This is a genomic window from Clostridium sp. Cult2 (genome assembly GCF_021655075.1).
Classification (GTDB): domain Bacteria; phylum Bacillota; class Clostridia; order Tissierellales; family Tepidimicrobiaceae; genus Schnuerera.
Genome location: NZ_PPXX01000060.1, coordinates 1 through 20,849 on the forward strand (window position 1 = coordinate 1; position 20,849 = coordinate 20,849).

The window sequence follows — 20,849 nt, forward strand, 5'->3', positions numbered from 1 at the left end:
TCTTGTATTTTTGCTTCTCATTCTGGCAACCTCCTGTTGATTATATTTTACTATAATCGTGTGTGATTGTCCAAAACGGTTAGGGGGCTAAATAGCAATGATACTGATAACACATGATTTAGGAGTAGTAGCTCAAATGTGTGATAAAGTAGCAATAATGTATGCAGGAGAAATATTAGAATACGGAACAGTAAAAGACATATATGAATCAGAAAATCACCATCCATATACAGTAGGACTTTTCGGTGCAATACCTAATCTAACAAGGGAAACAGATAGATTAAGTCCAATAAGAGGATTAATGCCAGATCCAACAAATTTACCAAAAGGATGTAAATTTCATCCAAGATGTCCAAAATGCATGAACAAATGTAAGACTGAAGAACCACCAGTAATAGATAAAAATGGTCATAAGATAAAATGCCACCTTTATTAAGATAAAAAAATAGGAAAACACACTATTTTAGCGTCTTATAAAGTTATAGAAAAAATATTGCGAATTTCACGAAGGAGTGTACAATATGCAGCCCTTAATTCAAACGAAGAACTTAAAAAAATACTTTCAAACGCCTTACGGTAACTTGCATGCAGTAGATAAAATAAATTTAACAATAAATAAAGGACAAACCCTAGGAGTTGTTGGGGAATCAGGATGTGGAAAATCCACATTAGGAAGAACAGTGTTGAGACTCTTAGAAGCAACAGACGGACAAATACTATATGATGGTAAAAACATATTAGACTATGATAAAAGAAAAATGAGAGATATGAGAAAAAAGATGCAAATCATATTTCAAGATCCATATGCATCTTTAAATCCTAGAATGACAGTAAGTGAAATAATATCAGAGCCAATAAAAGTAAACAAGGTACTAAAAAGCAAAAAACAGATAGAAAAGAAAACATTTTCACTAATGGAAACAGTAGGATTATCAGAAAGACTGATAAACGCATATCCACATGAATTAGATGGTGGAAGAAGACAACGTGTAGGAATAGCAAGAGCATTAGCGTTAGAACCCCAATTTATAGTATGTGACGAACCTGTAAGTGCATTAGACGTATCAATACAAGCACAAGTGCTTAATTTACTTATGGACTTACAGGATGAAATGCAATTAACATACATGTTTATAACACATGATTTATCAGTAGTAAAACATATAAGTAATGAAATAGCAGTAATGTATCTAGGACAATGTGTAGAAAAAGCACCAAGTAATGAGCTGTTTAAAAATCCATTACATCCATATACAAAAGCTTTATTAAGTGCAATACCTGTAGCAGATTTAAGTTTTAGAAGTAAAAAAAGAGAAGTAATAAAAGGAGAAGTATCATCTCCAATAAATCCATCCCCAGGATGTAGATTTGCGCCAAGATGTCCGTTAGCAAAAGAAGAATGTACTGGGACAGACCTTATATTAAAAGAAGTGTCAAAAGATCATTTTGTTTCATGTAAATTTATAGGATAATTTATTACAATTTTTTTGTTAGAAAAGCAAAACAGCTTTTTTATATATTTGAATACTAAATTATACGAGTACTAAGGAATGTTAGGACACATTGATAGCACATGTGATTTAGAGAGATATAAGAGAATAATAAAGGTGAGAAACTTATCTAGGGTTTTTATAAGTATAATAGTAGAAAAAGTAAACATAGACTTATTTTTAGTCTATAGCATATTAAGTATGTAAAATTGTTGAATAAATTAAAATTAATTTAGTTAATTATAATTCTAATATTCTATCAAAATTTAATGAAAAATATAGAAATTACATCAAAAACAGGGGATATTAGAATTATATTATAAAATATGGAAATAGGAGGATAAAAATGAGAAATAAAAAAATTATTTATGTATTAGTTTTAGTATTACTTTTATCACTTATAGCAGGATGTGGTCAAACTAACAATCAAAATGAAGAAAATGAAGTAAGTAAAACAAGTGCAGGATCAGAAGGTTCAAGTGAACCAGTAAAAGATAGTGTTGTTATAGCTATAGAAGCTGATGTAACAACATTTGATCCACATTATTTAGCATCAACAACTAATGGTAATGTATATACAAATATTTATAATACATTAGTTGAATTAGGTGAAAGTTCTGATGAGATTATTCCTTGTTTAGCAGAAGATTGGGAGATTAGTGAAGATAATACCATATGGACTATTAAATTAAATAAAGGTGTCAAATTTCATAATGGCGAAGAATTAAAAGCAAGTGATGTAGTTTTTTCACTAAATCGAGCTAAAGCATCACCATACTTGGCAAGTCAAACTTCACAGATAAAAGATGTTAAAGAAATAGATGATTATACTGTTCAGGTTGCACTTACTGAACCATATGCTCCTTTTTTATTATCTATGCATCAAGTATATATCTTAAATGAAAAAGCAGTTACTGAAGGTGGAGAAGCTTATAGCGAAAACCCAGTAGGTACAGGACCATATAAATTTGTACGTCATGATATAGCAGAAAGAATTGTATTAGAAAGATTTGATGAATACTTCAGAGGTCCAGCATCAATAAAAAATGTTGATTATAAAGTAATAACAGATCCGAATACAACTTTAATAGCATTAGAAACGGGAGAAGTAGACTTTGCATATGTTATTCCAATGATATCAAGACAAAGTATTATTGATAATCCTGAACTTACAACGCATGAATTTGAATCTATAAGATTATCTTATACTATAATGAACAACGAAATTGAACCATTTAATAATCTTTTAGTAAGACAGGCAATAAACTATGCTGTTGATAAAGAATCAATAGTTCAAATAGCAGAGGAAGGAATGGGAGAAGTAACTAATAGTATATTTAATAAACAAATTTTTGGATATTCTGAAAATGTTAAAGGATATGAATATAATATTGAAAAAGCAAAAGAACTTCTAACAGAAGCAGGATACCCTGATGGCTTTGAAGTTTCTTTAAAAACAATGGAAGGGTCAACAAAAAAGGTTGCAGAAATAATACAGGAAGATTTAAATAAGATAGGAATAACTGCTAAAGTTGAAGTATGTGAAAAAAATGCATATATTCAAGATATTATGGCAGGAAATTATGATATGGGTATTCTCGGCGTAACAGTAGGAACAGATGCAGAATTTTTCTCAAGATGTTTCTTGTCAACTGGAGCTTTAAATGTTTCAAAATATAATAATCCTAGAGTAGATGAATTATTTAGTGAAGGAAAAGAAATTCTTGACAAGGAAGAAAGACTTAAAATATATGAAGAATTAGCACAAATATTAGTAGATGATGCAGTAATAGTGCCTTTATATTTTCCAATATGGGTGTATGCAGCAGATAAAGATTTAAAAATTAGACATATAGATTGTGGAACAGTAAAAGTGGTTGATTTAAGTTGGTAATAAAGTTAAATTGTTTTTAATTTAAGTAAGAAACTATGATAATATTGTGCATATATGCAATCTTATCTATAATTAAATGAGAAATAATTTTAAAAGTTGAAGTGTCCCGAAAAATAACTGGAAATAGCTAAGTTAAATTAAAGATGGATATTTCAAGTAAAATATAGATAATCTTGGGAAAAGATACAATGAACTTTGAAAAACGCATAATGTAGTGATTGGACAACCTTTTTTCTATGCTTTGATAAAGCAAAAGCCTAAGTTTAAGTTCTTGCTGATAATTTTTGTGAAGTTTCCAATCACGTAACATAAAAAACCCTCCAAAATAGAATTAGTTAACATAATACTATTTTGGAGGATAATGCGTTTAAAAGTAAGCTATAAAATATGTAACTATTATCAAGATATAACTGGAAATAACAACACTAATTTTATTAAAAAAATAGGGGTAAAGCTATAAAGCTAACTCTTAAAACAAAGTAAAATAAAGCTCTTAGACTTTTTGAGAGCGTACAAAATATATGAAAGGGGTAAATGATGGTAGATTTTGATATTATAATTAGAAATGGAAAAGTTATTGATGGTACAGGAAAAGATTCATATATAGCTGATATAGGTATAAAGGATGGAGTAATAGTAAAAATTGGAGACTTAAAAGATAATAATGCTAATAAGGTAATAAACTCAGAGGGTAAATCAATAACACCTGGCTTTATTGATATGCATTCACATGGGGATGATACATTATTAATTTATCCTAAAATGGAAAGTAAAATTATGCAAGGAATTACTACTATAGTTGGAGGACAATGTGGGCTTTCCCCAGCTCCAATTGATAAGTATTGGATTACTAAATATTATGAAATAGATATTTTAGATGAAATAGAGCCTTATATATATTCACCAGAGAGAATGTACCCAATAGAAAAAATAAAAGGCAAATTAAAAGAAGTTTATGGCTTAGATGTTAATTGGAAAACTTTTGGTGAATTTCTTGATAAAGTAGAAGAAAAAGGAATATCAGCAAACTATATACCTTTAGTAGGACATGGTCAAATTAGAGGACAAGTAATGGGAAGGGATTGCAAACGGTTTGCTACAGATGAAGAACTCAAAAAAATAAAAGAATATGTAAGAGAGGCTATGGAATCGGGAGCATATGGAATATCTGTAGGACTTGACTATGCTCCAGGAATTTATTGTAATTTTGAAGAGCTTCTTGAAATAGCAAAAGAAATTAAAAAATATGATGGAATTTATGCAGCACATTGGAGAAAAACAGGATTAAGAGTTGGAACGCCTAAAAAACAAAAGAAAATTGATGGTATAATTGAAATTTTAGAAATAGGTAAACAAGCAGATGTACAAGTACAATTATCTCATCTATCCTCAGGTTTTGATGTGTTTCCATCAAAAAATGATTTTATGATGAAGTCAGCTGCAAAAGCTACATTACAAGTAATAGATGAGTATTTAAAAGATGGTGTAAAAGCTGCTTTTGATGTAATACCTAACATAGTATGTGGTATTATACTAATTCCCAATTTATCAGCAATTTTTACGCCTTGGATAAAACAATCAGGGTCTTTAAAACAATTTATAAATAACTTAAAAGTTAAAGACTATAAAATACAATTAATAGAAATGATTAATTCAGGTAAGTTTCATTCCATCAATCCTGTGGTTTCACCAGATTGGGATGAGTTTATAACAATTATTGAATCAAAAAATAAAAATTATATCAATAAATCAATTAAAGAAATAGCAGAAATAAACAAAAAATCATCTGTAGAAATTATATTTGATTTATTAATTGAAGATCCTAATGTAAAAGTATATTCAATATCACAAAAAATGAATATGGAAATTGTAAAAGAATTTCTAAGGCATTCTCAAGCAACACTTTCTACAGATACTTTTGCTTTAGATATTAAGGGACCATGGAATTCGTTAGATGAAAAACATGGATTTGCTCCAACTCCAAACACTTATTGTGCAATGGTAAAATATATAAAAGAACTTGGAATGGAAAGAATTGAAGATACTATAAGAAAAGCAACAGGGAAAACCGCCGAGGTTTTAGGCTTAAATGATAGAGGTTTTATCAAAGAAGGATATAAAGCTGATGTTCTTATTATAGATATGGACAACCTAAAAACAAATGAAAACTATATAGAACCAAGAGTATTTCCTGAAGGCATAGAATATGTTTTAGTTAATGGTAAAATTGTGGTTGAAGAAGGTAATCATACAGGTAATTTGGCAGGAAAAGTAATTAGAAAGAGTCTTTAAAATATATTTTGTGGGCATTTAACTTTTGCAACTATTAGTGCTATTGATGAGATTATAATAGATTCCATAGATGAAAATCTAGATAGGTAATTTAATTAAAAAATTGAATTAAATCTTTTTAAGGTTTAATTGAATCAATCATGAAATGGTTTCTATAATAGTAGAAGCTATTTTATTATATTAATCATTAATTAAAAGTTATTTTGTATCCATCAGCAACTAATGCAGATTTATTAATACTAATAGTGGCTGTATAACGGTTGAGCTTTATATATTTTATTAGTTCCAGGAGTTTCTCCTGCATCAGTCCCTTATACAATGTATATACAAAGGATGGGTATGTAACAAGAATTGAAGAGCAATATATACCATAAAATTAAAGGAAACATGGGTTATAATCGGACGACCACAGGTCGCCCCTACGATACGGTATTTGTCAATATGTAGGGGCGGTCTTTGACCGTCAGTTACTGAACGTTATTTACATATTATGCAGAAAAACATAATATAAGCTTTATCCCTAGAACTCTTCCAAGAGTTCTTTTTCATCTCCATGCACATAATAACCTTAAAGGAATAAATTATATTATATAAACTATTTGGGAGGTTTTGCTATGGCGAAAGTTAGAAGGATGTTTACCGGAGGAAATACTGCTAATGGATTTCATTCCCTTCATGATAATATAATGGGGCCAGGTAGAAATAAACTTTATATATTAAAAGGGATGCCAGGAGGTGGCAAGTCTTCACTAATGAGGTATATAGGAGAAAAGGTTTTGGATAAAGGGTATGATATTGAATTCCATCACTGTCCTTCAGATCCTAATTCTATAGATGGGGTTGTAATCACTGAACTAGGCATTGGCATCGTTGATGGTACTGCTCCCCATATGATTGATCCTATATATCCTGGATTAACGGATAGATTAATAGATTTAGCCCAGTTTATCGATAGGGAAAAATTATACAAAGCTAAAGAAGAAATAATAAGGGTAAGGAAGAACAATAAAAAGGCTTATGGAAAAGCTTTTGCCTATTTTAAATCAGCTAAAATTGTTTATGATATAATAGTTGAAAACAATAAATTAGGAGTAGATTTTAAAGGAGTAGATAAAGATACTAGGATATTGATAGATGAAATATTTTCTAAAAAAGCAGAAAATAGGGAAGAGTTGAGTTTTAAAGAAAGACATCTATTTTCTAATGCTAATACACCAGATGGTTTTACAGATTATACTGGAACTATTCTAGAAGGAATGGAAACCAATTACTATATAGAAGGAGAAATAGGAACGGGTAAATCCACATTGTTAAAAAGGTTAATAGAGGAGTGTAAAATCAGAGATTATAATATGGAAATTTATCACAATTCCACTATTCCTGAAAGAATAGAATCTTTGATAATAAAGGACATAAATACTTGTATAACTTCAAACAGTAATGGATTAGAAAATGCTTATAAAATAGTAAAGTTAAATAAATATTTTGATGAAAGGATAATGGATAAAAAGGATTATGAAGCTTATGAACTATTAATTAATCAGGCTACCTTCAATTTATCAAATGCTAGAAAAAATCATCAGATTTTGGAAAAGACATATAAACCTACGGTGGATTATAATGGAGTAAATGAGACTAGGGAAAGGATATTGAAGGAGATACTAGAATATATTGATTAGCAAAAAATCAGGAACCTAATATTAAATCTAGGTTCCTGATAGTATATTTAGATGCATTATTCCATATCAATAATTAAATACTTTCTATAACCTTATCATAAAAGGTATTTAAGGTTTCATCCAGTTTATCTATTGGACAACCACCTTGTATGGTTTGAGGGCTACCTCCTCCTTTAATATCTATGCTTTTGGACACTTCTTCTAAAACTTTTTTCATATTCATCTGTAAATTATGACTTCTGCTTATAATAAACTGTCCAGCATCATTGCCTTTTACTCCAAAGAGGGTTATGGTATTTTCAATTAAGTTAATAAAGGGAAGCATATTCTGAAGTTCTTTAAATTCCATGTCCATAGACTTTTCAAATACTAAATTTATACCTTCTACTGTTTTGGACCCTTTTATCAAATCTGCTGCCATATATTCATATAGTTTTTCCTTTAAATGTCTATTTTCTTTCTCTAAGCTTTCTTTTGCATGGTACAATTTTTCTACCCTATCATAAACATCTTTATCTTTAGAAGATAATAGATTACTAATATCTTTAATAGATTTGCTCTTCCAAGTGTAATCATTTAACGCTCTGTTACCGCAGACAAATTCAACCCGAATGTTACCCTTATAGGATTCTACCTTTCGAATTTTAATCATTCCAATTTCACCTGTACTTCTTAAGTGTGTACCACAGCAAGGTGAAAAATCAATTCCATCTATTTCTACAATGCGAATATTAGAATTAACTATAGGGTCTTTTCTAACGGGTAATTTGTTCATTTCTTCTTTTTCAACGATATAAGTCTTGATTGAAAAATTGGAAAAGATTATTTTGTTGGTAAATTCCTCTATTTTTTCTATTTCATCTTCAGTTATTTCAGGAATATTAATGTCAATATAAACGTATTCCTTCCCTATATAAAAACCAACAGTTTCGCCGTTATATAATTTGTAGAATGCAGAGGATAGAAGATGTTGGCCAGAATGTTGCTGCATATAATCAAATCTGTTATTCCAATCAATGGATAGGAGCACCCTATCGCTATGGATATTATCCTTAACTACATGAACAATGTCTATCCCATCTTCATAGGTATCTAATACCTTAACTCCATTAATAGTTCCCTTATCTCCAGGCTGTCCACCAGCAAGATTTGGGTAAAAAATAGTCTTGTTAGTTTTAATATAGTACTTATTATTCATATACTTTTTTTCTATAATCCTAGCTTCAACTTGACGTAAATATGGATTTTCTAAATAAATTTTTTCAGTCATCTTTACACCACCTACCTACAATATGTATTATAACTATTCTATCATTATTTGACTAAAACTAACAACAATAATTATATTTCCTATGCTATAATCTAATTGAGGAATTTAGTATTATATTAATTTAGAAAGGAAATAGAAATGGATAGACAATCTATTGGTGGTATGTTTGTGTTGTTGGGGATGATATTAGTAATATGGTCTTTAAATAGAATGAATAGAAAGAAAAAGGATTGAAATAATGAGGAGGCCTTTTGCTTTATTTACTATTCCAATGTTATTAGGGGTTGTTTATTATTATTATATTCACACAAACATCTATTTAATATTATCTTTGTTTGTATTAACTATAATAATTAATTTGATTGGTTTGAAATTAAACCATTCAATGTCAATTCTTATTTTCATCTCATTTTTTTTATTAGGTGTATTAGTAACTAGTGTTAAAATTGAGAGTAGTCAATTAATCAAATATGCAAATAGACCTATAGAATTAACAGGAACAGTAAAGGACGTGAAATCTACTACAGAAGAAGGTAGATATGTAGTACAAATTCATAGTATAAATGATAATGGGAAAAACATAGAGGTCTCAGAAAAAACCCTATTAAAGGTTTTAGGAGATACAAAATTTCAGCTAGGGGATATGATTATATTCAGTGGGATTTTAAAAGAACCATTACCGAATACAAATCCCAAATTATTTAATTACAAACTAAACTTATTATCTAATAATATATATACTACAATAACAATAAAGGACTATTCAGTATTAGATGTTAGGATAGGGAAATTAAATATATTACTTAGACTTAAAATAGGGTTTATCAGAATGGTAGAAGAAGTATTAGACCTATACTTAACAGAAAAGAATAGTTCCTTGATGAAAGCTATATTATTAGGAAATTATTCCTATTTAGATGAAAATAGTATTCAACAATTTAGGGATTTAGGGTTAGCACATATATTGGCAGTTTCAGGATTACATATTGGAATTATAACTAGCCTTTTTATTTTATTATTTGCTTATATGGGAGTGAATAGGAAAATTAATATTGGTTTAACTATTGGTATCATTTGGGTATATGGATATATGATTGGAAACCCTCCATCTGTATTGAGGGCGAATATAATGTTTTCTTTATTATTACTGTCCCAACTATGGGCAGAACCTTATGATTCAATAAACACCTTGTTTTTTGCCATGTTTATATCCATTGTGATTAATCCATTTTGGATTTTTAGTGTTGGTTTTCAATTATCTTTTATTGCTACTTTTTTTATAATTTATTTTACAGATAAACTTAGCCCAATGCTATATTCAAAAGATAGTGTTATTATCAAACCAATAACAGGGATTTTATCTGTTCAAATTGGATTGTTTCCAATATTGGCCTATTATTTCAACAGGATTCCAATTATTAGTATAGTACCTAATATTTTATTGGTCCCTATATTTACTATTTGTTTAATCCTTTGCATTTTTTTAATGTTTTTTTCCCTTATTAGTAGTAATATATCCCATTCAATTGGTGTTTTAATAAATGCTTTATTAAAAATACAATCTAAAAGCGTAGAGATATTAAACTATTTCCCTGTATTAAATTTACGAGTCTCTTCTCCATCTATAATTGGAATATTAATATATTATTTAATAGTTTTTATATTGTTTAGGATTATTGATCTAAGAAACCTTAAAACAGGAGTTAATAAAGCCATAATTTTTTACCTTTTATTTTTAATACTTTTAAACACAGCTTCTATGAATTTTGATTCTAGTATATCTATAGATTTTATTGATGTAGGACAAGGTGATAGTATTTTATTAAAAACTAAGAGAGGAAACTATTTAATAGATACAGGTGGAAGTATTTTTGGAGATTTTGATGTAGGGAAAAACATTCTACTTCCTTATCTAGAGAAAGGGGGAATATTTAAACTTAAAGGAGTTTTTATTTCCCATTTTGATGGAGACCATTGTAAAACCTTGCCTTATTTAATGGATAATATTAAAATTGAAAACATCTACTTTGGATATGAAAGAGAAAACAATACTTTCTATCAGCAGATTAAGGAAAAGGCTTTTGAAAAAGATATTCCCATTACATTATTAAAGAAAGGGGATAGCCTTGAACTTGACAGAAATATTCATATTTATGTACTTGGACCTAATGATAATATATTGAAAGATTTGGATAGTACAGATAATAACTTGTCTTTAGTTTTACTATTGAACTATTATAATAGGAAGGTTTTATTTACAGGAGATATTGAAAGGTTAGGAGAAGAAAATGTAATCAGTAGTTTAGATACTAATATTGATTTTTTGAAAGTACCTCATCATGGTAGCAATACTTCTTCAGGAGAGGATTTTTTAAATAAATTAAATCCAAATATGGGTTTCATCTCTGTTGGTAGGAATAATAGCTTTGGACATCCACACAAAGAAGTAATGGATAGATATAGAAAGAATAATGTCCAAATATATAGGACTGATGAATTGGGGTTAATAAATCTAACTTTAAATAGAAAGGAATATAAAGTAACACCCTTTTTAAAAGAAAGATGGAGTATAATAGATATAGTAAAGGATAATAGTTCCTATATCATATATTTAATTATGTACTTTATTTTATCATATAAAATAATAATAAAATTTTTGCTTACTGAGGAGGATATGGAGAAAGTTGAACTACAAGGAATTTATTAATAAAGCTAAAAGTAAGAATTTAAAACCTGTATATTTGTTCTATGGAGAAGAAGAATATCTTATTGATTATACATTAAATGTTGTAAAAGATATATTTATTGATAAATCTTTTGAGCCTTTAAACTACATAGTATTAGATGGTAAGGAAATAGATTTTGATATAATTTTTAATGCTTGTGAAACGCTTCCTTTTATGTCGGAGAAAAAAATTGTAATCATTAATGATTTACCTTTATTTAATAGCAAAAGGGAAGAGGGGACTACATCAGAAGAATGGAATCTTCCTCCTTCAAAAAATCCATTAACCAAATATGTTGAAGAATTAGAGGATTATTTATGCCTTTTATTTGTTGAAAAGGACAAAAATATAAAAAAATCAAATGCCCTATATAAGGCCATAAATAGAGCAGGAGGTATAGTGGAATTTACAAAACTAAGGGGGATAGATTTAGATAATTGGGTCCAAAATAGCTTCAAAAACTATAACAAAAAAATATCTAAACCCAATATTAATTATTTTTTACAACAATCTTCATATTTTGATTCCAATCGCAATAGAACATTATATGATTTAGAAAATGAGATTATTAAAATTTCTAATTATTTGTCTAATGGAGAAGAAGTTAATAGAGAAATTATAAACCTATTAATGGCTAAACCATTAGAGATGAATGTATTTAATTTATTAAATAGCATAAGTCAAAAAAACGGAGAAAATGCTATAAGGTTATTTAATGAAATGTATATTTCTAATGAACCGGTACTATTCATACTGCATATGATAGTTAGACAATTGAGAAATATGCTTAATTATAAAGTGTTAAGGCTTAAAGGTTATTCTGAAGGAGATATATATAGTAAGATGAATTTATCTAGATATGAATACCAGAAGGTATCAAATCAAAGCAATAATTTTACAGTTCCTCAATTAGAGAGGGCAATGCTTCATTGTTTAGAAACGGATAAGATTATAAAAACTACTTCTGTAGATGATAGATTGGCTTTGGAAATATTATTGACTAATCTATGTTTTAAAATTTAAGCAAACAAAAAACTTCGGGATTGCCGAAGTTTTATTTTATACAGCTTCGTTTATTTTATTATTTAATCTTTTACTTAAAACACTAACTCTTCTTGCAGCGGCATTTTTATGAATAACATTTTTATGAGTTGCTCTCTTTAATTTTCTATCTATAATTTTAAGCAATTCTTTAGCTTCGTCAATATTTCCATTGTCTATAGCTAAATCAAATTTCTTAATATAGGTTTTGATTTCTGATTTTCTACTTTTGTTTAGTTCAGTTCTTTTTTTAGTAGTTCGGATTCTCTTTTCTGCAGATTTAATATTTGCCAATGATTTCACCTCCTCGATCTTAACAAAAGATATTTTACCATGAAGGAGGATAAAAAGCAAGGATAATTAAGCTTATTATACATAAAATTAGACAATTGAAGAAAAATAATACTAGTATCAAAATTAAGGAGGATTTTGAAATGATGGAAATTAGGACAGATTTAGCAATAGAGAGCAGAGAATTATATAAGGAGAAAAACAATGAAGAAGTGCCAGGTGTGGATGTGGAAGAAGAGAAAGGTGAAGATTATATTGTAACAAGGGTTAAGGTTTTAGACGATAGGGGTTCAGAGCATTTAGGTAAACCAAAAGGGATTTATATTACCATTGATGTGCCTAAACTAAAAAATACGGATCAGGATTTAAAGGATGAGATAAGCAAGCTTTTAGCAAAGGAAATAAAAGGAATAGGTATAACCAATGAAGATACTAAAACTTTGATAGTGGGTTTAGGAAATTGGAATGTAACCCCCGACGCCTTGGGACCTAAAGTAGTAGATAGAGTTTTAGTAACAAGACAATTTTTTATTGCCTACAATAAAGACAAGGATGAAACGGTAGCTAATGTATCTGCTATTTCTCCAGGAGTTATGGGGTTAACTGGAATAGAAACAGGAGAAATAGTTAAGGGAATAGTGGAAAAAACCAATCCTGATTTAGTTATTGCAATAGATGCCTTAGCCTCCCGAAAAATGGACAGAGTGAGTACAACGATTCAAATATCAGATACAGGTATAAATCCAGGAAGTGGTATAGGCAACAAAAGAATAGGATTAAATGAAGAATATTTAGGGGTGCCTGTATTAGCTATAGGGATTCCAACGGTAGTAGATGCAGCTACAATGGTGAATGATACTATGGAATTAATAATAGGTTCTATGAAAAATGTGGCAAAGGTTGGAACTGAATTTTATGCTACTCTTGAACAGGTATCCAATGAGGAAAAATATTCCCTTATAAAGGAAGTATTAGAACCTTTTATGCCCAATGTAGTGGTTACTCCAAAAGAAATTGATTTAATTATTGATGATTTGTCAATAATAATTGCTAATGGATTGAATATAGCCCTCCATCATGGTATAGATTTAGAAGATGTCAATAGATATATTAGATAAAAAACTACTCCTTAAAACAACTATCATATATAAGGTTAAAAATGAATATAATCTATGTATTGAATACTTAATTTAAGGAGTGTTTTTATGAAGGAAAAAGATAGTAGGAATACCTATATAATTTATGCATTAGTATGTCTTTTAGTATTCAATATTGGTACAATGTTGATTAATACAATAGGAGACAAAGCGGAACCTGTTTTTAGTATGGATGAATCTTATTTTGAAGATGGAAATATTTTCATTTCCTTTTTTAGTAGAACAAGCTCTATTATTAATTTACATAAAAAACAACAATATATGGGTAGTTGGAATGAAGCTTTTAATAAGAACCTGTCTTTGGTTAATAAATTAAATAGTTTTATGAAATCTCAATTTCCATATATGTTATTTAAGGAGAATGATTCAAGATTTGTTCATGATGATGAAATAGAAGAAAAGGATGTTGAAAACAATCCATCGATAGTTGAAGATTTTATTATAATTGATAGACTGGAAGAATATGAAGATTTAATAATTATAAAGGATTCTAAAGGAGATGTATCTTATTCAAATATACCTAAACCTTTAAATATCAATCCATTAAAAATAGATAAGGAAAAACCTTATATACTTATATACCATACTCATGGAACAGAGTCCTATTCATCATTAGAGAATAATAGTCATCATACTACCAATAAAAATTACAATGTAATTACCATTGGAGAAGCTATTGCTAAAGCATTAGGAGATTATGGACATAAAGTAGAGCATGTAAGTAAATATCATGATGTGCCTTCTTATAACAAATCTTATACCGAGTCTTTAAAGACAGTAAATGAAAAAATAAATGAAAACAACAATTTCAAGATATTATTAGACATCCATAGGGATGGACATGATCATAATGACCCTAAAGTCATTAAAAACATGAAAAATCTAATAGAAAAATCTAAGATAGATATAGATGGAAAGGAAGTAGCAACTTTCTATTTTGTAATAGGGCCAGATTCTCCTAATAAAGAAGCAGTATTGAGCTTTGCTAAATATATAAAAGCTGTTACAGATGTTCTCTACCCAGGTTTATGTACAGGGATTATGATAAAACCAGTAGGGAAATATAATCAATTTATTTCAGATTATTCAGCTTTGATAGAAGTAGGAAGCAATTTAAATACAATGGAAGAGGCCATGGAAACAGCTAAGATATTGGGAGAAGTATTAAGCATAGCTATAGATAACATTCAAGAATAAACCTTTGTTTAAATTTTTATAAATGCTATAATAATAATATAATTTGAATGGAGGATGAATAACTATGGAAGAAGATAATAATAAAACAGCTAAGAATGAAGCTATAGAATGGATTAAGAGTATATTATTAGCTATTGTAATAGCTATATTAATAAAGTCTTTTATATTTAACACTACTTATGTATTAGGGAATTCTATGTATCCAACTCTATATGAAAAGGATAGACTTTTTGCAAATAAAATACCATTATATTTTTCAGGGCCTAAAAGGGGAGAGATAGTGGTTTTAGAAGCTCCTGATGCTTCAAACAAAGATTATATAAAGCGTGTAATAGGTATTGGAGGGGATACGGTAGCTATAATTGATGGCAAAGTATATTTAAATGGGAAAATATTAGTTGAAGATTATATAGAAAAAGATGCTTATACCCATATATATGGAGAGAATTACTGGGAAATTCCTGAAGGGTATGTTTTTGTTTTAGGAGATAATAGAGACGAAGGAGCTAGTAAGGATAGTAGATATTTTGGTTATATACCTATAGATTCTATTAAAGGGATAACAAATTTTAGATATTTTCCTTTCAACAATCGATTTGGGAAATTAGAATAGTATAAAACTAATCCTTATTAGGAAAGATAATCAGGGTGGTATTTTTGAGTTCTAGAGTTGAGAAAAGAAAATTATTAAAGAAACAAAAAAGAATAAAAGTTTGTAAACTATTTATTATTGTATTTACTTTAGTTATATTGTATTATGGAATAAGAGTAGTAAATATGAATATAGTTTATTTAGATTATTTGAAAGATCCAGTAATATTTAGATTGAATATTAAAGATAGGAAAATATATTTGTTTGGTAAAAGTTATTTAATAGACTTGAAAATATTCAAAAAAACCTACTAAGAAGACCAGAACATGCTGGTCTTTTGTTTTACTTCCATGTATTTATCTGTTATAATTATAATTTAGAGTTATTGTAACATCTTAAGGAGGAAAAATATGCAGAATGTTAAACAAACCAATATAAGGAATTTTTCTATTATTGCTCATATCGATCATGGAAAATCCACCCTTGCTGACAGACTAATAGAAAAAACCGGATTGTTAACATCTAGAGAGATGCAAAATCAAGTTCTAGATAGTATGGATTTAGAGAGAGAAAGAGGAATAACCATTAAGCTTAAAAATGTAAGACTTAAGTACAAGGCTAAAGATGGAGAAGAATATGTTTTGAATCTTATCGACACCCCAGGACATGTAGATTTCAATTATGAAGTTTCTAGATCATTAGCAGCTTGTGAGGGAGCTTTGTTAATCATAGATGCTACCCAAGGAATAGAAGCCCAAACTCTTGCAAATGTATATTTAGCATTAGAACAGGATTTAGAGATTGTACCTATTATAAATAAAATCGATTTACCTAGTGCCAGACCAGAAGAAGTAAAAAAAGAAATAGAAGATGTAATAGGTATAGAAGCAGGGGAAGCTCCATCAATTTCTGCTAAAGAAGGTTTAAATATTGAAGCTGTTTTAGAGGAAATAGTAAAAAAAGTACCCTCTCCAAAGGGTTCTAAAAATGCACCTTTAAAAGCATTAATTTTTGATTCATACTATGATAGTTATAAAGGAGTTGTGTCCTATATAAGGGTATTTGATGGTGTATTAAAACCGGGTATGGAGATAAGAATGATGTCATCAAATAAATATTATGAGGTGACAGAAGTTGGTGTAACAACTTCTAAGCAGATTCCTGTTAATCAACTAGAAGCTGGAGATGTAGGATATGTTGTAGCTAGTATCAAAAATGTAAAAGATGCAAGAGTAGGAGATACCATAACAGATCATAACAACCCAACAGTCAAGCCACTTCCAGGATATAAAAAAGTAGTACCTATGGTATATTGTGGAATTTATCCTGCTGAAGGGGAGGATTTTAACTCTGTTAGAGATGCCCTTGAAAAATTACAAGTAAATGATGCTAGCTTAGTATTTGAACCAGAAACCTCCGCTGCATTAGGATTTGGATTTAGATGCGGATTTTTAGGATTACTCCATATGGAAATAGTTCAGGAGAGATTAGAAAGAGAATTTGATTTAAATATTGTAACTACTGCCCCCAGTGTAATATATAATGTAATGACAAAAACAGGAGAAATTCTATCTATCCAAAATCCTACCAATTTACCTGAAGAGACTGAAATAGAATATATGGAAGAACCTATAGTATCTGCCTCTATAATGACTCCCACGGATTATGTAGGTGCTGTAATGGAACTATGTCAGAATAGACGTGGTACATTTATAAATATGGAGTATTTAGAAGAAACCAGAGTTGTAATGCATTACGATTTACCATTAAATGAAGTAATATATGATTTCTTCGATGCTTTAAAATCTAGAACAAGAGGTTATGCTTCTTTAGATTATGAACTTAAAGGCTATAAAGAATCCCAGTTAGTTAAATTAGATATATTGATTAACGGAGAGTTAGTAGATGCATTTTCAATAATTGTCCATAGGGATAAAGCCTATGAAAGAGGAAGAAGTATAGCTGAAAGATTAAAAGATGAAATTCCTCGTCATCAGTTTGCTGTACCTATACAAGCAGTTATTGGGTCTAAAATAATTGCAAGAGAAACTGTACGAGCTCTTAGAAAAGATGTATTGGCAAAATGTTATGGTGGGGATATTACTCGAAAGAAAAAGCTGCTAGAGAAACAAAAGGAAGGAAAGAAAAGAATGAGACAAATTGGTTCTGTAGAAGTACCTCAAGAAGCTTTTCTAGCTGTATTAAAATATGATGAAAAATAAAATGCACACAAATGTGTGCATTAAATTTATCCAATTTGAGCAAGGAGGTCCTTATGAAAGAACTAGGAATATATGTACACATACCATTTTGTAGCAGTAAATGTTATTATTGTGATTTTGTATCTTTTCCCAATCAATATAATAAAATAGATAAATATATAAATTATTTGATAGTGGAAATAGAAAAGTACAAAGAAATATTAAAAGAATATACTGTTAAAACTATATTTATCGGTGGTGGTACTCCTTCTTATTTAGAGGGCCAACATATAGGAAGGGTACTAGAACATATTTATAAAACTTTTAATTCTGATGAGATAGAAGAAATAACAATAGAAACTAATCCTGGAACTTTGAACGAAGAAAAATTAAAGCTATATAAAGAATATGGGATTGATAGAATAAGTATTGGTGTACAAAGTTTAAATGACAATCTTTTAAAATCAATAGGAAGAGGTCACACTTCTATGGATTTCTATAGGAGTTTTGAGTTGATGAGGAATTTAAATTTTAAAAATGTGAATGTAGATTTAATATATGGACTACCTAATCAAACTTTAAAAGATTGCGAGAGAACTTTAGAAGAGATAGTTAATTTGGATGTAGAGCATATTTCTTATTACAGTTTGATATTAGAAGATAATACATTAATGAACAAGTGGTATAAAGAAGGCAGAATAAAATTACCTGATGAGGAAATAGAAAGAGAAATGTACCATTATGGAATAAGTTTTCTTAAAAGTAAAGGATACAATCATTATGAAATATCAAACTTTTCTAAAGAGGGAATAGAATGTAAACATAACTTATTTTATTGGCAATTAAAACCCTATATAGGTTTTGGAATAGCTGCCCACTCAAATATAAACAATAAAAGGTTTTGGAATTATAATAATTTTAAAGATTATTTTATCAGTTTAGAGAAAAATAAATATCCCATTGATGGAGAAGAACATATTGATAAAGAAATGGAGATAGCTGAGTATTTTATAATGGGATTGAGGTTGATAGAGGGTATAAACAAGAATGTTTTTAAAGAAAGATTCAAAATTAAGGTGGAAGATATATATGAAGATGTATTAGTTAAATATAAAAACCGGGGTTTATTGCATATAGATGATGAATGGATAAGGTTTACCCCTAAAGGATTAGATTTATCTAATATTGTATATGTAGATTTATTGCCTTAATATAAAAAAGGTATTGACAAAGGCCTTATATATATGATAATTTAAGATTAGCACTCAAGACTAAAGAGTGCTAACAAGCATCCAAAACATAAATACTGAGGTGATAAATATGTTGGATGATAGAAAGATAAAAGTTTTACATGCTATAATAAATAGCTATATACTAACAGCTGAACCTATTGGTTCAAGAACAATATCAAAACAATATGATTTAGGCGTAAGCTCTGCTACTATAAGGAATGAAATGTCAGATTTAGAGGATTTGGGATATTTGAACAAACCTCATACTTCTGCAGGTAGAGTTCCTTCAGATAAAGCTTATAGATTGTATGTAGATGAGTTATTAAAGGCAGAAAAGTTGAAGATAGATATGAAGAAAAAGGAAGAGATAAAAAGAATATTGACCAGAGAATCTAAAGAGATAGATCAACTAATCCAGAACGCTGCCAAGATACTATCAGCAATTACTAGTTATACTGCATTGGCTATATCACCTCAATTAAAAAAAATTAAACTAAAACATATTCAACTAATACCTATTGATAATAGTGAAATATTAGTAGTGTTAGTGGGGGATTCAGGCATTGTTAAAAACACTATATTTAGGATTGGACAATATATACCAGGAGATCAACTGAATAGAATATCAAATTTTCTTAATCATAAACTAAAAGGATTAACTATTGATGATATAGGAAAAGCAATGGAAAATGGGATATTTGAGGAAATATATGAATTTAAAGAGATTATAGACAATATTATACCCATAATTAATAAATCACTAGAAGATATTGATGATGTTGAGGTATATGCAGATGGAGTTACAAAAATTTTCAATTTTCCCGAGTATAAGGATTTAGATAGAGCCAAATCTTTTATATCCTTTATTGAAGATAAAGATTTATTAATAGATATACTTTTAAACGATTCTATAGAAAATGGAATAGAAATTACAATAGGGGATGAAAATATATATGATCCAATAAAGGATTGCAGTTTAATAACTACTACCTATAAATTAGGTGATATGACCATTGGTAAAATTGGGGTAATTGGTCCTACAAGAATGGACTATTTTACAACAATAAATTCATTGAAACTATTTTCCATGAATTTAACAGAAATTCTGAATATGTTAATGGGTAAGTGATAGAGTGTAATCTAGATTACACTCTATCAAAACTTAAAATAGGTAAAAGGGTGATTAGATGGAAAAAAAAGAAGAATTAGAAAAAGAAGTAATGGAAGAGGAAAAAGTAGAAAAGGAAGATTCCATTGATGAGGATCAACTGAAGGATGAAAAGCCTGAGGATATTCATGAAAAAGATAATGAAGTAGAAGATTTAGCCAACAGGCTTTTAAGGTTACAAGCAGATTTTATCAATTATAAAAATAGGGTTGAAAAGGATAAGGAAAAAATTTATACTTATGCAGCAGAAGAGTTAATGAAACAATTATTGCCTATACTAGACAATTTTGATAGAGCTTTAGAAAGTGTAGAAGAAGAAGATGGGTTCTATGAAGGTGTAAAAATGATATATAATCAAATATTAAAAGTGCTTAATGAAAATGGCCTTAAAGAGATTGAATGTATAGGTGAAATTTTTGATCCTAACTTTCACCATGCAGTTTTTGCAGAAGAAACTGAAGACGAAGAAGAAGGAACTATATTAGAAGTGTTACAAAAAGGATATCTGCTAAATGATAAGGTTATTAGACCTAGTATGGTTAAAGTAGCTAAGTAAATAATTTTAAGGAGGAATTTATATGGGAAAAATAATTGGTATCGATTTAGGAACCACTAACTC

At 28.9% G+C, this 20,849-nt stretch carries 18 protein-coding genes; 15 read left to right on the plus strand and 3 right to left on the minus strand.

Annotation, left to right across the window (positions count from 1 at the left end; translation table 11 throughout):
• Nucleotides 1-97 precede the first annotated feature (97 nt).
• From C3E90_RS06795 to C3E90_RS06805, 3 genes are all read left to right on the plus strand, one after another.
• Nucleotides 98-436, plus strand: a complete 339-nt coding sequence (locus C3E90_RS06795) for an oligopeptide/dipeptide ABC transporter ATP-binding protein (protein ID WP_336513016.1) — start codon at nt 98-100, stop codon at nt 434-436.
• An 85-nt stretch (nt 437-521) separates the two neighbouring features.
• Entirely contained in the window at nt 522-1,472 is a 951-nt protein-coding gene (locus tag C3E90_RS06800; protein WP_236914910.1) for an ABC transporter ATP-binding protein, read from the plus strand.
• Between the two features lie 364 nt (nt 1,473-1,836).
• Entirely contained in the window at nt 1,837-3,384 is a 1,548-nt protein-coding gene (locus tag C3E90_RS06805; protein WP_236914911.1) for an ABC transporter substrate-binding protein, read from the plus strand.
• Nucleotides 3,385-3,511: 127 nt separating this feature from the next.
• Here C3E90_RS06805 and C3E90_RS06810 read toward each other — a convergent pair whose 3' ends face one another.
• Nucleotides 3,512-3,694 (minus strand): hypothetical protein, encoded by a 183-nt coding sequence (locus tag C3E90_RS06810; RefSeq protein ID WP_236914912.1) that lies wholly within the window; start codon nt 3,692-3,694, stop codon nt 3,512-3,514.
• 227 nt (nt 3,695-3,921) lie between these two features.
• Here C3E90_RS06810 and C3E90_RS06815 point away from each other — a divergent pair, with 227 nt between their 5' ends.
• Both C3E90_RS06815 and C3E90_RS06820 read left to right on the plus strand, forming a co-directional pair.
• Nucleotides 3,922-5,676, plus strand: a complete 1,755-nt coding sequence (locus tag C3E90_RS06815) for an N-acyl-D-amino-acid deacylase family protein (protein ID WP_236914913.1) — start codon at nt 3,922-3,924, stop codon at nt 5,674-5,676.
• 614 nt (nt 5,677-6,290) lie between these two features.
• A complete protein-coding gene (locus C3E90_RS06820; protein WP_236914914.1) occupies nt 6,291-7,355 on the plus strand; it encodes a hypothetical protein in 1,065 nt (354 codons plus the stop codon).
• A gap of 73 nt (nt 7,356-7,428) precedes the next feature.
• Here C3E90_RS06820 and C3E90_RS06825 read toward each other — a convergent pair whose 3' ends face one another.
• Nucleotides 7,429-8,625 (minus strand): alanyl-tRNA editing protein, encoded by a 1,197-nt coding sequence (locus tag C3E90_RS06825; RefSeq protein WP_236914915.1) that lies wholly within the window; start codon nt 8,623-8,625, stop codon nt 7,429-7,431.
• Between the two features lie 238 nt (nt 8,626-8,863).
• Between C3E90_RS06825 and C3E90_RS06830 the strand changes: the two genes are divergently transcribed.
• The gene (locus C3E90_RS06830; RefSeq protein ID WP_236914916.1) at nt 8,864-11,332 is read left to right on the plus strand and encodes a DNA internalization-related competence protein ComEC/Rec2; all 2,469 of its coding nucleotides are present in this window, start codon (nt 8,864-8,866) and stop codon (nt 11,330-11,332) included.
• On the plus strand, nt 11,310-12,374 hold the full coding sequence (gene holA / locus C3E90_RS06835; protein ID WP_236914917.1) for a DNA polymerase III subunit delta: 1,065 nt from the start codon (nt 11,310-11,312) through the stop codon (nt 12,372-12,374). The genes C3E90_RS06830 and holA overlap by 23 nt, the downstream gene beginning before the upstream one ends.
• A gap of 36 nt (nt 12,375-12,410) precedes the next feature.
• On the opposite strand, the gene rpsT is transcribed toward holA, so the two are convergent.
• Complete coding sequence (rpsT, locus tag C3E90_RS06840) at nt 12,411-12,686, minus strand: 30S ribosomal protein S20 (protein ID WP_236914918.1); 276 nt, start codon at nt 12,684-12,686, stop codon at nt 12,411-12,413.
• A gap of 140 nt (nt 12,687-12,826) precedes the next feature.
• On the opposite strand from rpsT, the gene gpr reads away from it, so the two are divergent.
• The 8 genes from gpr to grpE all read left to right on the plus strand — a co-directional run bounded on the left by gpr (nt 12,827) and on the right by grpE (nt 20,786).
• A complete protein-coding gene (gpr, locus tag C3E90_RS06845) occupies nt 12,827-13,801 on the plus strand; it encodes a GPR endopeptidase (protein WP_236914919.1) in 975 nt (324 codons plus the stop codon).
• Between the two features lie 87 nt (nt 13,802-13,888).
• On the plus strand, nt 13,889-15,037 hold the full coding sequence (gene spoIIP / locus C3E90_RS06850; protein ID WP_236914920.1) for a stage II sporulation protein P: 1,149 nt from the start codon (nt 13,889-13,891) through the stop codon (nt 15,035-15,037).
• Between the two features lie 64 nt (nt 15,038-15,101).
• A complete protein-coding gene (lepB, locus tag C3E90_RS06855) occupies nt 15,102-15,650 on the plus strand; it encodes a signal peptidase I (RefSeq protein ID WP_236914921.1) in 549 nt (182 codons plus the stop codon).
• A 44-nt stretch (nt 15,651-15,694) separates the two neighbouring features.
• Nucleotides 15,695-15,943, plus strand: a complete 249-nt coding sequence (locus tag C3E90_RS06860) for a hypothetical protein (RefSeq protein ID WP_236914922.1) — start codon at nt 15,695-15,697, stop codon at nt 15,941-15,943.
• 96 nt (nt 15,944-16,039) lie between these two features.
• Nucleotides 16,040-17,851 (plus strand): translation elongation factor 4, encoded by a 1,812-nt coding sequence (gene lepA, locus C3E90_RS06865; RefSeq protein WP_236914923.1) that lies wholly within the window; start codon nt 16,040-16,042, stop codon nt 17,849-17,851.
• Between the two features lie 53 nt (nt 17,852-17,904).
• Complete coding sequence (gene hemW / locus C3E90_RS06870; protein ID WP_236914924.1) at nt 17,905-19,041, plus strand: radical SAM family heme chaperone HemW; 1,137 nt, start codon at nt 17,905-17,907, stop codon at nt 19,039-19,041.
• Between the two features lie 109 nt (nt 19,042-19,150).
• Entirely contained in the window at nt 19,151-20,191 is a 1,041-nt protein-coding gene (gene hrcA / locus C3E90_RS06875; RefSeq protein ID WP_236914925.1) for a heat-inducible transcriptional repressor HrcA, read from the plus strand.
• 58 nt (nt 20,192-20,249) lie between these two features.
• Nucleotides 20,250-20,786, plus strand: coding sequence for a nucleotide exchange factor GrpE (gene grpE / locus C3E90_RS06880; protein WP_236914926.1), 537 nt, complete (start codon nt 20,250-20,252; stop codon nt 20,784-20,786).
• Nucleotides 20,787-20,849: the final 63 nt, after the last annotated feature.